The 12,977-nt window shown below is 58.0% G+C and carries 10 protein-coding genes and 1 tRNA gene; 7 read left to right on the forward strand and 4 right to left on the reverse strand.

Annotation, left to right across the window (positions count from 1 at the left end; translation table 11 throughout):
- Positions 1-7: 7 nt before the first annotated feature.
- Positions 8-1,030, reverse strand: a complete 1,023-nt coding sequence (locus ACN0SO_RS04880) for a helix-turn-helix transcriptional regulator (protein WP_417675145.1) — start codon at positions 1,028-1,030, stop codon at positions 8-10.
- A gap of 163 nt (positions 1,031-1,193) precedes the next feature.
- On the opposite strand from ACN0SO_RS04880, the gene ACN0SO_RS04885 reads away from it, so the two are divergent.
- The gene (locus tag ACN0SO_RS04885; protein WP_417675147.1) at positions 1,194-1,445 is read left to right on the forward strand and encodes a DUF1127 domain-containing protein; all 252 of its coding nucleotides are present in this window, start codon (positions 1,194-1,196) and stop codon (positions 1,443-1,445) included.
- A 473-nt stretch (positions 1,446-1,918) separates the two neighbouring features.
- Here ACN0SO_RS04885 and ACN0SO_RS04890 read toward each other — a convergent pair whose 3' ends face one another.
- Positions 1,919-2,893, reverse strand: a complete 975-nt coding sequence (locus ACN0SO_RS04890; protein ID WP_417675149.1) for a complex I NDUFA9 subunit family protein — start codon at positions 2,891-2,893, stop codon at positions 1,919-1,921.
- A gap of 302 nt (positions 2,894-3,195) precedes the next feature.
- Between ACN0SO_RS04890 and ACN0SO_RS04895 the strand changes: the two genes are divergently transcribed.
- The 5 genes from ACN0SO_RS04895 (at position 3,196) to ACN0SO_RS04915 (ending at position 10,145) form a co-directional block, all read left to right on the forward strand.
- Positions 3,196-3,282 (forward strand) — tRNA-Leu (locus tag ACN0SO_RS04895).
- A gap of 418 nt (positions 3,283-3,700) precedes the next feature.
- Complete coding sequence (locus ACN0SO_RS04900) at positions 3,701-6,433, forward strand: class I SAM-dependent DNA methyltransferase (RefSeq protein ID WP_417675151.1); 2,733 nt, start codon at positions 3,701-3,703, stop codon at positions 6,431-6,433.
- Positions 6,433-6,774 (forward strand): BrnT family toxin, encoded by a 342-nt coding sequence (locus tag ACN0SO_RS04905; RefSeq protein ID WP_417675153.1) that lies wholly within the window; start codon positions 6,433-6,435, stop codon positions 6,772-6,774. The genes ACN0SO_RS04900 and ACN0SO_RS04905 overlap by 1 nt, the downstream gene beginning before the upstream one ends.
- Entirely contained in the window at positions 6,746-8,953 is a 2,208-nt protein-coding gene (locus ACN0SO_RS04910) for a DEAD/DEAH box helicase (protein WP_417675155.1), read from the forward strand. Before ACN0SO_RS04905 ends, ACN0SO_RS04910 begins: the two co-directional genes overlap by 29 nt.
- Positions 8,946-10,145, forward strand: a complete 1,200-nt coding sequence (locus ACN0SO_RS04915; RefSeq protein WP_417675157.1) for a GIY-YIG nuclease family protein — start codon at positions 8,946-8,948, stop codon at positions 10,143-10,145. Before ACN0SO_RS04910 ends, ACN0SO_RS04915 begins: the two co-directional genes overlap by 8 nt.
- A gap of 274 nt (positions 10,146-10,419) precedes the next feature.
- Here the strand turns inward: ACN0SO_RS04915 and ACN0SO_RS04920 are convergent, their stop codons facing one another.
- Together ACN0SO_RS04920 and ACN0SO_RS04925 are read right to left on the reverse strand one after the other, a co-directional pair.
- The gene (locus ACN0SO_RS04920) at positions 10,420-11,031 is read right to left on the reverse strand and encodes a ferric reductase-like transmembrane domain-containing protein (protein WP_417676381.1); all 612 of its coding nucleotides are present in this window, start codon (positions 11,029-11,031) and stop codon (positions 10,420-10,422) included.
- A gap of 20 nt (positions 11,032-11,051) precedes the next feature.
- Positions 11,052-11,555: a twin-arginine translocation pathway signal gene (locus ACN0SO_RS04925; RefSeq protein WP_417676383.1), complete on the reverse strand. Its 504-nt coding sequence runs from the start codon at positions 11,553-11,555 to the stop codon at positions 11,052-11,054.
- A gap of 243 nt (positions 11,556-11,798) precedes the next feature.
- On the opposite strand from ACN0SO_RS04925, the gene ACN0SO_RS04930 reads away from it, so the two are divergent.
- On the forward strand, positions 11,799-12,974 hold the full coding sequence (locus tag ACN0SO_RS04930) for an alpha-D-ribose 1-methylphosphonate 5-triphosphate diphosphatase (RefSeq protein ID WP_417675159.1): 1,176 nt from the start codon (positions 11,799-11,801) through the stop codon (positions 12,972-12,974).
- Positions 12,975-12,977: the final 3 nt, after the last annotated feature.

A 12,977-nucleotide genomic window follows, 5' to 3' on the forward strand; every position in this document is an offset into this window, starting at 1 on the left:
GAAACGCTCAGCCGCCGCCGGTACCGCTGGCTTCATGTGCGGCGGCCATGCCGTTGAGTTCCGCGATCAGCTCCCGCCGGAGCTCGACCGGCTCGAGGATTTCCGCCCCCGGGCCGAGCCAGCGCACCAGCGGCAGGATGCGCTCCCGGCTGGCGTTGGGAATGCCGATGACGATGCTGCCGTCGTCTGCCGGGGTAAACGCCGCGTGCTTGTAGTACCAGTCGGCGCTGAGCCTGCGGGCCTGATCGGCTGTGATCCGGATCCGGGCGACCGGCCCCTCCCGTTCCCAGCGGCGCATGGCGCGAGACAGCCAGACGCCGCCGAGCAGGGACTGGACGGTGAAGTCCTTCGGCGGGCGGAAACGAAAGCCGCTGACCTCCGGATTGCTTGCCCGGTCGGCCCGGTAGATCTTCAGAATATCCGTGTCGACGCAGCGCCCGGCCAGATACCACAGGTCCCGGTCGAACAGGATGCCGTAGGGCTCCACGTCATGGGCTTTCAGCTCCTGCCGGCTCGGGTTGGCATAGTCGAACCGCACCCGCCGGCTTTCCAGAAGACCGAGCATGAATCCGTCCAGCGCCCGCTGCCATGCGCCGGTCGGCTCCGCCTTGGTGCCCGCGTGAAAGATATCGGCCGGCACCGGCTCGATGCCGATGATGCGGTCCGCCTGGCTGAGCAGGTCATGGACGGCCTTCGGCAGGGAAGCCACCAGCTTGCGTTCCGCCGCGTCCAGATCGGCGGCCAACGGCGTGGTGCGGATGGAGCGGATCAGGGCAAGGGCGGACAGGAGCGCGGCCGTCTCGTTGCGGGTAAGCGCCACCGGCGGATGCAGATACCCCTTGGCGAGGCGATAGCCCCCTTCCGCCCCGCGTTCCGCATCGACGGGAACCCCGAGCGCGATCAGCCGGTCGATGTCCCGGTAGACGGTCCTGAGCGACACGTCGAACCGTTCCGCCAGCGTGGTCGCGCTCACCAGCTTGCCGCTGCTCAGGAGCAGCAGGATGCCAAGCGCGCGCTCGATCGGATTCATGGGGGATCTCCTTCCGCCTGACCTTCCATACCGTAAAAAATGACATACTGGAACAGAACAGGATCAAACCTGACTCACTGCTGTCAGGTATGCCCTGTCAAAGTCTCCTCAAGCCCGGAAAATCAACAGGTTTCAGAGCCCCGGGAATGACAGGAGACAGGACATGACACTGACACTGGAAACCGCCTTCGGCCGCCGCCTGCGCCGCCGCTCGATCGCACTCCGCATGCTGCAGGCAATCACGACAGCCCTCTATCAGGCCCACCGCCGGCGCGTGACCGAAAAGGCGCTGAGCCAGTTGAGCGACCGCGAGCTGGAAGACATCGGCGTCACCCGGACGTCCCGCGGCCACATTCTCGCCCCCTGGCACCCGGACCGGGGGTCTTCCGACTGGCGTTACCGGGAAAGGAGATGACAGGCCGGGCCGTCAGGCTCCGGAGAAATCCGGGGCCTGGGGAGATCGGCGCCTCTGTCAGGTGAATTGATGTCAGCGTGACCGCTTGCACCCTTCTCCCCCCTTGAGGGGGAGATGTCCGCGATCGCGGACAGAGGGGGGTGTCGGGCCTCACGGCATGAACCGGCGCCGGAGGTTGATACCACTGCTGTTACCCCCCTCTGTCACCTGCGGTGACATCTCCCCCTCAAGGGGGGAGAGGGGCGCAAGAGGCACCGTCCAGCCAGTGCCACGGACAAAAAGTTACCTCTCCCATGGGGAGAGGTCGGAGCGAAGCTCCGGGTGAGGGGGTTCAAACTCTTCGTATTCCGCAAACGCTATATCCCCTCACCCCGACCCTCTCCCCATGGGAGAGGGAGTCAGGTGGTGCCATAGGCAATTGCCCTGCCCTCAAGGGAGGGAGAGGGCGTATGCGGCTTGGCCTTGCCCGCCCCTCAGGCGATGCGGTGGGCGTCGTATTGGCCGTGTTCGCGGAAGCGGTCCAGGTAGGTGGGCAGGATCGTCGCCAGCGTCGTCGGGGCGATGCCCATGCCGGTCAGGGTCCGGCCTTCGGATGCGGCGGCCTCCGACACCACGTTGTCGGTCTTCAACAGCGCCACCTGGTCGGCCGTCAGCATCGGCTTGGGCAGCATCTGCAGGATCTTGCCCATGACGGAGGCGATCTCGAACGGCAGCGGCAGCAGAAGGCGCTCGCGGCGGGTCACCGCCAGCATTTCTTCCAGGCACTCGCGGAACGTGCGGACTTCCGGTCCGCCCAGCTCATAGACCGTGCCCGGCTTCAAGTCGCCGTCGACGGCCTTGGCCACGGCTTCGGCCACGTCGCAGACATAGACCGGCTGGAACTTCGTGTGGCCGCCGCCGATCAGCGGCAGGGCAGGCGCAAAGCGCGCCATGTCGGCGAACCGGTTGAAGAAGTCGTCTTCCGGCCCGAAGATGATCGACGGGCGCAGGATGATGCTGTCCGGCAGGGTTTCCATCACGCCGGCCTCGCCGGCCGCCTTGGACCGGGCATAGGCCGAAGCGCTCTCGGGATCCGCGCCGATGGCCGAAACATGGGTGATGGCGGAAAGCCCGGCGCCCCGCGCAGCCTCTGCGATGGCGCGCGGGCCGAAGTCCTGGATCGCGTCGAAGCTCTGCTTGCCGCTCTGGGCCAGGATGCCGACCGCATTGACGACCGCGTCCGCGCCCTGCACGGCCCGGTCGACGGACCAGCGGTAGCGCAGGTTGGCCTGAACCGCCATGATCTGTCCCGGCACGCCGAGCGGCTGCAGGTGGGTCGCCAGATCCGGCCGGCGCACGGCGGCGCGCACCCGGTAGCCGCGCTTTGCCAGCGCCTGCACCACATGGCGCCCGACGAAACCGGAAGCGCCGAAGACCGTGACGAGTTTTCCATTCAAAGCCGTGGACATTGCCGCTTGCCTCTCACGTCTTGCATGTCTGCCGCGTGCCTCAAAGGCCGCGGCCTGCAGAATAAATCTGTGCCCTGCCGGCTCGAAACCGGGGAACCTACAGTCTCTTAGCCCTTTGCCGGCCGCGTGTGAAGGGGCATGTGAAGACCCCTGCGAAGACAGTTGCGCACAGGAATGAAATTGTCTGCAAAAGGGTGATTGACAACTCCCCGGCAGACCCTTACAAGCGCCCACCTGAGCCGACATTGCAGGTCGGCGGCGGCGGTCTCCGGACCGCGCCGGCGTCTTCAAAACAGGCTCATGCCCAGGTGGCGGAATTGGTAGACGCGCCAGCTTCAGGTGCTGGTGCTCGCAAGGGCGTGGAGGTTCGAGTCCTCTCCTGGGCACCAAATTCCGGTTTCGGATCGTTTAAAATGATCCCGAAACACGACAAAAAGCTCCGGTTCGCCGGGGCTTTTTTCGTTTTGGGGATGTATGATTTTCGGCTCTGCAGGATTACACGTCTCAACCTGTATCAGTCACTTTGATATACTCACACTGAAACCCATCCGCGAACTGCAAATTGCAGACGGGTGCCCGAAAGAGCCATATTCGTCGAGCCTTAGCTCTTAAAAAGTTTGCCCAATTTCAAAAAGAAACCGTTCAAAGCTTCAGTCAATTGATGGCGAACAGCTCGTAAATCTCGTTCTGGGGAATTACGATAGAATTCCAGCGCGTTATTGGAGATTGATTTCCCTCCAGCGGATCTATGCCACTAACGTGTAACAAGCTATTCGAAGAACCATAAAATCGGCCATAACACCCGCCATGAACGCCGTTGAAATTGAAGAAGCGATTTCTGCCCTCGCTGAGCAGCCATTCGATGCTCAGGAGTTTCCTTTTGCATTCCTGGAGGCATTTGGTGCAAAGAAAACGACGATAAAACGACTTAGAGACGGGGCGACCAACAAATCCGATCTCGGCGGGGTCCTGCAGACAAGCAATATCCACATCAAGGCAAGCGATAAAGGGGCCGTCACAGACACGCTTCGGGCTCTCAAAGAGAGCCCGGCCACAGCACGTGCCAAGGCAAAATTCGTTCTCGCAACCGATGGAAAAACCTTAGAGGCGGAAGACCTGAATTCAGGCGAAACCGTTGCCTGCGAATACAAAGACTTCCCCGATCACTTCGGTTTCTTTCTTCCGCTGGCCGGCATCAGCACCGTCAAGCAAATCCGCGAAAGCGCCTTTGATATCAAGGCGACTGGTCGCCTCAATCGGCTTTATGTCGAATTGTTAAAGAACAATCCTGAGTGGGGAGTCGCCGAGCGCCGTCACGACATGAACCATTTCATGGCGCGGCTGATCTTCTGCTTCTTTGCCGAAGACACGGATATCTTTAACGGCAATGACCTTTTTACCGCGACCATCGATCAGATGAGCGCGAAGGACAGCTCCAATACCCATGAGGTAATTAGCGAGTTGTTCCGCGCCATGGATACTCAGATTGAGGATCGCAAGCGATCAAAATTACCGCGCTGGGCAGATGTTTTTCCATATGTGAATGGAGGGCTTTTTTCAGGTTCGACCGAAGTGCCGCGCTTCAGCCGCATCGCGCGGTCCTACCTCCTGCATATCGGCAATCTCGACTGGCAAAAGATCAATCCGGATATCTTCGGTTCCATGATTCAGGCGGTGGCGGATGATGAGGAACGCGGCGCGCTGGGCATGCATTACACCAGTGTTCCTAACATCCTCAAGGTGCTCAATCCGCTCTTCCTGGATGACCTCCGTGACGCCCTGGAAGAAGCGGGAGACAATGCGCGCAAGCTTTTGAACCTGCGCAACCGGATAGCCAAGATCAGGGTTTTCGATCCGGCTTGTGGCTCAGGCAATTTTCTGGTCATCGCATACAAGCAAATGCGTGAGATCGAGGCCGAAATCAACAGAAGGCGTGGCGAAGCCGACCGGCGTACGGACATCCCGTTGACGAATTTCCGGGGCATTGAGTTTCGCGACTTTCCAGCCGAGATTGCGCGGCTCGCGCTGATCATTGCCGAGTATCAGTGCGATGTGACCTATCGCGGGCAGAAGGAGGCGATGGCCGAGTTCCTGCCGCTGGATGCGATGAACTGGATTACCTGCGGCAATGCTATGGAGGTCGATTGGGAGAGCATATGTCCGCCAACTGGCGGAGACGTCAAATTCACTTCGGATGATCTCTTTCACGCGCCCTTGGATCGAGCGCAGATCGATTTCAAAAATGCAGGTGGGGAAACTTATCTTTGCGGAAATCCGCCATATCTAGGCGGGAAAAGCCAATCTTCCGTACAAAAAAAGGAATTATCTAAAGTATTCTTCGGTGAAAAAAAGATTGGAGAGCTTGACTATGTTTCGGGGTGGTTCTTAAAAGCCGCAAGATACATATCTAAATATAGTTCTTCTGCTGCCTTCGTTTCAACGAACTCTGTGAATCAAGGATCTCAAGTCCATCAACTTTGGCCACATATCTTTGGGCTTGGAGTAGAAATCTTTTTTGCTCACAAGGATTTAGTTTGGCGAAATAATGCATCAAATGTTGCCGCTGTAATATGCTCCGTCATCGGGCTCAAGGTTCGGAACCATGAAAAAAAGCATCTCTTCTATGATGGAATTGTAAGGGAGGTAGGCATCATCGGTCCATATTTGGTTCCGGGAAATGAGACAATCGTCTACCAATCGCTGGCACCAATTTCTGAAATGCAGCCGATAATTACCGGCAATAGTCCGTATGACGGCGGCTACTTGCTACTTTCGAACGACGAACGACAAGCACTTTTAGCCCAACACCCAATGGCAGAAAGGCTAGTCCAGAAAATATTTGGGTCTAAAAACTACCTAAATGGTGATGAGAGGTATTGCCTGTGGATTAGTGACGACGATCTTCCTTTCGCAAAAGGAATACCGGAAGTCTCGGAAAGAATAGAAGCCGTCCGGAAATTCCGCTTGGAGGGTGGTCAAGTAGCTCAAGGCCTAGCCAATAAGCCTCATCAATTCCGCTACACGCATAAAGCAAGGAAGCATCTGATTATTGCCCCGCGAGTTTCATCGGAACGGAGGTTGTACATCCCATTCGGACTTCTTTCCAAGGACGTCATTGTAAGTGATTCCGCGCAAGCGATTTACGATGGAGACCTTTGGAATCTGGCCATAATTTTAAGCTTGCTGCACATGAGTTGGGTGCGTGCGGTTGCGGGAAGATTGACTACTCGGATTCGGTATTCTTCGGCGCTTTGTTACAACACGTTCCCTGTCCCGAAGCTTACCGAGAAGAACAAGGCCGACCTAACCCGCTGCGCGGAAGATATTCTTCTGGCGCGCGAGGCACATTTCCCCGAGACTGTTGCCGATCTCTATGATCCTGAAAAGATGCCGGAAGACCTCCGCGCGGCACATGACCGCAATGACGAGGTGCTGGAGCGCATCTACATCGGTCGCCGTTTCCGGAACGACACCGAGCGCCTGGAAAAGCTTTTCGAGATGTACACCAAAATGACATCGGCCAAGGAGAGGAAGGCCTGATGAACGTTGAATATGATTTGGTGTTGGAGGACGGCAGCGGGACGCTTACCTTTGAATGGGACGCGGAAAAAGACGCTGCGAACCTTAGGAAGCATGGTATTAGTTTTTCTGAGGCCGCAACCATATTTCAGAATGATGTCCTCACGAATGAGGATACGAGCGCCTACGGCGAGATGCGTGAAATCAGCTTTGGACGGCTGGGGGACAATCCAGGTACGACAGTGATCCTCTGCGTCGTACACACTGAGCGCAACGGAAATATCCGCATCATAAGCGCCCGCAAAGCAACGCCTCATGAACGGAAACTCTTCGATGTCTATATCCAAAAAACGTATCACTGAGATCGCCGCGATCCCGGATGATGACATAGACCTCTCGGATATTCCGGAGGTAGGCGAAAATTTCTTCCTGCATGCGAAGAAGAAAAAGGTTCGGCGCCAGCCCAGTCAGCCAGGTTTGGCTGAAGCTGCCGCAGCGTATCACGTTCCAGCGGTGTCGGTTACTTACGCGCGAAATGGCCGCTCGACCAAGTCGAACGAGCTTGGGATGCGTCCGATGCAGGAACGCGCCTTCGAAAAGCGTGGAGAACAATATCTTCTGATCAAGTCGCCGCCGGCCTCTGGCAAGAGCCGTGCGCTCATGTTCATTGCACTGGACAAGCTTCGCAATCAGGGTCTTAAGCAGGCCATTGTTGTGGTGCCGGAAAGATCCATCGGTTCCAGCTTCAATGACGAACCGCTTTCTAAGTTCGGGTTTTATTGGGACTGGTCGGTGGGGCCGAGGTGGAATCTCTGTAATGCACCCGGCACAGATGGCGGTAAGGTCAATTCAGTTGGCGCTTTCCTGGAAAGCGATGCGGAGGTGCTTGTTTGCACCCATGCGACTTTTCGGTTCGCAGTAGATAAATTCGGCGTTGAGGCATTCGATAATCGCTTGATCGCTATCGATGAATTCCATCATGTTTCGGCCAATCCCGATAACAGGTTAGGCGTGCATCTCGGCGAGTTCATTGGCCGTGACAAAGTGCATATCGTTGCAATGACGGGTTCTTATTTCCGGGGTGATGCCGAGCCTGTGTTGATGCCGCATGACGAGGCGAAATTCGATGTCGTCACCTACACTTACTATGAGCAGCTCAACGGTTATAAGTATCTGAAGCAACTCGATATCGGCTATTTCTTCTATGCCAGCGCTTATTCCGACGACATTCTGAAGGTACTGAACCCGAACGAGAAGACCATCATTCACATTCCCTCCGTCAATTCCCGGGAGAGCACGAAGGATAAAATCAGGGAAGTCGAGCACATCCTTGAAGAGCTGGGTGAATGGCAGGGGACCGACCCTTCTACGGGATTCCAGCGGGTGAAGACGACGGAAGGCCGTGTCATTAAGATTGCGGATCTGGTTGATGACGATGCCTCCAAACGCGACAAGGTATCAGCGGCTCTCAAAGACCCGGTTCACAAAGACGACCGCGATCATGTGGATATCATAATCGCGCTCGGCATGGCCAAAGAGGGGTTCGACTGGATTTGGTGCGAGCACGCCTTGACTGTCGGTTATCGCTCCAGTCTGACCGAAATCGTGCAGATTATCGGGCGAGCAACCCGTGATGCGCCTGGAAAGACCAGAGCTCGCTTCACCAATCTGATTGCTGAGCCAGACGCATCGGAAGAGGCCGTGACCGAAGCTATCAACGATACGTTGAAGGCGATCGCTGCGAGTCTTCTCATGGAGCAGGTGCTTGCTCCGCGCTTCAACTTTACGCCTAAGCGGCCTGAAAACGAGCCGATACCTGGTTTTACCTATGGTGAGGACGGATATGATCCTTCGAAATGCAATGTTGGCTTCAATGAGGAAAGCGGTCAGTTCCAAATTGAAATCAAAGGTTTGACAGAGCCGAAGAGCACGGAAGCGCAGCGTATCTGCAAAGAAGATTTGAACGAAGTAATTACCGCCTTTGTTCAGGACAAGACCGCCATAGAACGCGGCTTATTCGATGAAGAGTTGGTGCCAGAAGAGCTGACCCGTGTGCGCATGGGAAAAATCATCAAGGATAGATACCCGGAACTGAATGAGGGCGATCAAGAGGCTGTGCGACAGCATGCGGTCGCCGCTCTCAACCTAACGCAGCAAGCTAAGGCTCTACTGAACCCAGGTGGCGGTGCATCGGACACCCAAAATACGGCACTGATCGATGGCATTCGCAAAATCGCGATGGACGTTAGGGAACTTGATATTGATCTGATTGACCGGATCAACCCGTTCGGGGAAGCTTACGCCATCCTCGCCAAAACGATGAGCGAAGATAGTCTGAAGCAGGTTGCCGCTGTCATATCCGCAAAGAAAGTCAGCCTTTCACCAGAAGAGGCACGGGACCTTGCACGCCGGGCACTTAAGTTCAAGCAGGAGCGGGGTCGTTTGCCTTCAATTACTTCGTCTGACGCTTGGGAAAAGCGCATGGCAGAGGGTGTCGCAGTTCTCGCCCGCATGAAAGCGGAAGCTTCCAAAGATGGCTAAGTTTACCGACGAAGATGATGCGCTTCTAGCCGAGCTTGGCGTCGAATTCGAAATAAAGAATACGAGAAGCCGGACGCCGCGTGAGGAGAGGATCTTTGCCGGTTTTGAGGAAATTCAGCGTTTCGTTGATGAGAACGGTCATGTGCCCCAGCATGGGGAAAAAGGCGATATCTTTGAGCGGCTCTATGCTGTTCGGCTCGATCGCATCAGGGCGTTGGCGGAATGCCGCACGTTGGTCGAACCGCTGGACCATCAAGGACTGCTCGCTGAAGGAAACGCGTCTTTACAGCCTGCTGTAGAAGAGATGGATGATGACGCTTTGCTCGCGGAGCTGGGTGTGGAGGCGGAAACATCTGACATCACAACTCTCAAGTATGTTCGTTCAAGCGCGGAAAAGCGCGCAGCTGAAGAGATTGCCAATCGAGAACGATGTGAGGATTTCGATAGATTTAAGCCGCTGTTCGAAGAAGTGCAGGATGAATTAAAAAATGGCGTCCGGACAACCCGGCCATTTGTGAGAGACGCAGGCTTTCTCAAGGCGGAAATCAAGGCGGGCCAGTTCTTTATCCTGGCGGGGCAAACAGCCTATGTCGCTGAAGTGGGTGAACCCATCAAAGCCCCGAACGGTGAAATCGATGCACGGCTGCGGGTGGTCTACTCGAACGGAACAGAGAGCAATCTGCTTCTTCGGTCTCTTCAGCGCGCACTTTATAAAGATGAGGCAGGGCGCCGGATTACCGATCCGACCGCTGGTCCGTTATTTGCCGACGAAACTTCTGAGGAAGATGAAGCGAGTGGTACAATTTATGTTCTACGCAGCAAATCCAATCATCCGCTCGTCGTAGAAAACCGTGACATCGTGCATAAGATCGGCGTTACCAGTGGCAGTGTCGAGAAGCGTATCGCCAATGCAAAACTTGATGCCACCTTTCTCCTCGCCGATGTAGAAGTCATTGCCACTTACGAACTCTACAACATAAATCGGGCTAAACTCGAAAAACTCCTTCACCGTGTATTCGCAGCAGCTCGTTTAAATATCGAGATCATAGATCGCTTTGGGAATCCTGTGGTGCCAAGAGAATGGTTTCTAGTACCGCTTTTTGTAATCGATGAAGTGGTCGAAAAGATTAAGGATGGTACGATTTCTGATTATGTTTATGATACAAATTCCGCGTCACTGGTGAAAGAATAATTGACAGACTACAAAGCTGTTCATTTGGTGACTTGAGGGGATTCGCTTTGAAGCTTCCTGCTGTCCGAACAGGTGCACCGCTGTGCATTGAAATGGACAAAATTAGTGGAATGAACGGGGTTCGGCAACGTACATGCTCGGAGTCCGGTTCAGACCGCTTTCCACAAGTGCCATCTGCGGGCTTGCGTCTTGCGATGAAATGCGCATGAAAGAGTTTCTCCCCTTCATTTTCTAAAACACGGCGCCATGCCGGTATTCTTAAAACACACCCACCTCAAGCCCCCCGCCGCGCCCGTATCGCCCACACCCTGAGATCAACCGCGACCTTCACCGTCGCCGCGAGCACCAGCACGCACAGCACCGTCTTGGACACCGTCTCCATCGTTCCCTCGATCAGCAGGGCATGAACCACGCTTCCAAGCGCGGCCACTATGACGAGGGAGGTGTGGGCGGCGCGCCATGTCCGCGGGCGCAGGTGGAGCGGCCGGCGCAGGGCGGCGAGGAGGGCGGCGAGGAAAAGCGCTGCCATGGCGATCACGCCCCAGGCGGAGAACGGGGTGGGCGAGCGAAACAAAAGCGCGTCGATCACGTCCGGCGGGCTGGTGATCCACAGGCCCGCCACGTGGACAATCACCGCCGCGACCAGAACGGCGCCGGTCCATCGATGGACGGCGCGCCCGCGTGAGGCGGGCAGGCCCGGCAGATATCCGCCGGCCAGCAAGGGCTGAACCAGCAGGAGCGCCATGGCGGCGATGCCGGCGAAGCCGGCCGCGATATAGACCGGGTCGCGCCAGGCGAGCAGGGGACTGGCCGCAGCGGCGGCGAGCGGCACGGCAACGGCGATTGCAAGAGCGGTCCAGATCAGGATCGGGCGGGCCGACGGCATTCCGGGCAAATCCACCTCGCTCAGGCCGGCTGAAGGACGAAATGCGCCTCCAGGCTGGTGTCTTTCGAGCTTGCCATCACGGGCCGGAGGAAGACGGTTTGAAAGTCGCCGCTGTCATAGGCCAGATGCCCGTGCGGCTGGCCGAAGGCGGGCACGATCTGCGGCATCTCCATGCGGAAGACGCCGTTTTCGTCCGTGAGCGTGGCCCCGTGGCTGTGCGGGTCCCGCTCGTGGCCCTCGGTCGTATGCGCCCAGATCTGGATGCGCTGATGGCTAAGTGGAGCGCCGTCGCCCGCGCGGCGCACGGTGCCCGTCATAAGGAAGCCGCCACCACCGATCCGCTGCACGATCGGCGCGCCGGGCCGGTAGTTGTTGGACCCGCCGCGCATGGAGGGCGTCGGCGCCACGCCCTTGGCGATGGCGGGGGTGCTGAACGGCACGATGACGGGAACAATCAGCCCGCTCGCCATGACGGCTCCGCCGGTGGCGAGGAGGCGACGACGGGTGATCGGGTCTCTGGTCATGGGGCATTCTCCCATCGGGTTCGGACGCGACAGAACCCTGAATATAGGGCGCCTGCGGGCAATTCCGAGCCGGAGGCCGTTGGCAGATGCGGTGAAGGAGGTCACGGTTTCGTGAGAGTGGCGCAGGGCTGGCATCTGGTCGTTGGACAACTTTTTTCCGATTGCCCTAAAAAACTGACACATAGACAGGCGATTGTGCCCGCCTCGAATCACAGGCCCGGCAGAGGCGGGGAAGGAAAGACCATGAACATCGCGCAGCAATCGGACCGGACCGAAGGCGGCTCTGCCGTTTTCAAGAATGCGCGGCTGGTTCTCGCCGACGAGGTGGTCACAGGCCATGTCGCGGTAAGCGCCGGCAGGGTTGTCGCCATCGATACCGGCGTGGCGCCGCAGGGCGGCGTCGACCTGGAAGGCGACTTCCTGCTGCCGGGCCTGGTCGATATCCACACCGATCATTTCGAAAAGCACCTCTACCCGCGCGCCCATGTGCGCTGGGATCCGGTGCGCGCGGCGCTCGCCCATGACGCCCAGATCATCGGCGGCGGTATCACCACCGTGTTCGACAGCCTGTGCGTCGGCGCGACACTCAAGAACCCGGAACGCCGGGAAATCCTGGGGCCGATGATCGACGCGCTGGAGACGACCCGCAACGCCGGCATGCTGCGCGCGGAACATCTCGTCCATCTGCGCTGCGAAATCACCGACCCTGAATCCGCACGGCTGGTGGAGGAAAACATCGGGCGGGAGATCGTCCGGGTGATCTCGGTCATGGAGCATCTGCCCGGCCGCCGCCAGAGCAAGGATGTGGAGGGCTATATGCAGCGGCGCATGGCCGACACCGGGCTGCCCCGTTCCGTGGTCGAGCGCGACACGCAGGAGCTTCTGGATTTCTCCGACGAGATCAGCGCCGCTGTCCGGCCGGCCGTCGTCCGCATGGCCCATGACCATGGCCTGCCGCTCCTGAGCCATGACGACACCGATCCCGAACACATCGATCAGGCGCTCGCCGAAGGCGTTTCCGTGTCCGAATTCCCCTGCAGCCTCGAAGCCGCCCGTCTTGCCCGGGAAAACGGCATGACCACGGTGGGCGGCGCCCCGAATATCCTGCGCGGCGGATCCCAGTCCGGCAACGTTGCCGTTGCGGACCTGATGGCGGAAGGGCTGGTCGACATTCTGGCTTCGGATTATGTCCCGCGCTCGCTTCTGGATGCGGTCTTCCTGATTGCGGCCACGGAGCATTTCGAGGAGGATCTGCCGGCGGCGGTCCGCATGGCCTCCAGGACGCCGGCGGAAGCGGCCGGTCTGAACGACCGCGGCGAGATCGCCATCGGAAAGCGCGCCGACCTTCTGCACATCGGCCTCCATGGCGGCCATCCGTATCTGAAAACCGCATGGCGGCTGGGCGAACGGGTGCTTTGAGGG

It is taken from the genome of Roseibium sp. (assembly GCF_048260565.1).
Classification (GTDB): Bacteria; Pseudomonadota; Alphaproteobacteria; order Rhizobiales; family Stappiaceae; genus Roseibium.

Bases quoted from the DNA above. Each gene is read 5' to 3' on its own strand.
- ACN0SO_RS04880 (WP_417675145.1), bottom strand. From the start codon at position 1,030: ATGAATCCGATCGAGCGCGCGCTTGGCATCCTGCTGCTCCTGAGCAGC.
- ACN0SO_RS04885 (WP_417675147.1), top strand. From the start codon at position 1,194: ATGACACTGACACTGGAAACCGCCTTCGGCCGCCGCCTGCGCCGCCGC.
- ACN0SO_RS04890 (WP_417675149.1), bottom strand. From the start codon at position 2,893: ATGTCCACGGCTTTGAATGGAAAACTCGTCACGGTCTTCGGCGCTTCC.
- ACN0SO_RS04900 (WP_417675151.1), top strand. From the start codon at position 3,701: ATGAACGCCGTTGAAATTGAAGAAGCGATTTCTGCCCTCGCTGAGCAG.
- ACN0SO_RS04905 (WP_417675153.1), top strand. From the start codon at position 6,433: ATGAACGTTGAATATGATTTGGTGTTGGAGGACGGCAGCGGGACGCTT.
- ACN0SO_RS04910 (WP_417675155.1), top strand. From the start codon at position 6,746: ATGTCTATATCCAAAAAACGTATCACTGAGATCGCCGCGATCCCGGAT.
- ACN0SO_RS04915 (WP_417675157.1), top strand. From the start codon at position 8,946: ATGGCTAAGTTTACCGACGAAGATGATGCGCTTCTAGCCGAGCTTGGC.
- ACN0SO_RS04920 (WP_417676381.1), bottom strand. From the start codon at position 11,031: ATGCCGTCGGCCCGCCCGATCCTGATCTGGACCGCTCTTGCAATCGCC.
- ACN0SO_RS04925 (WP_417676383.1), bottom strand. From the start codon at position 11,555: ATGACCAGAGACCCGATCACCCGTCGTCGCCTCCTCGCCACCGGCGGA.
- ACN0SO_RS04930 (WP_417675159.1), top strand. From the start codon at position 11,799: ATGAACATCGCGCAGCAATCGGACCGGACCGAAGGCGGCTCTGCCGTT.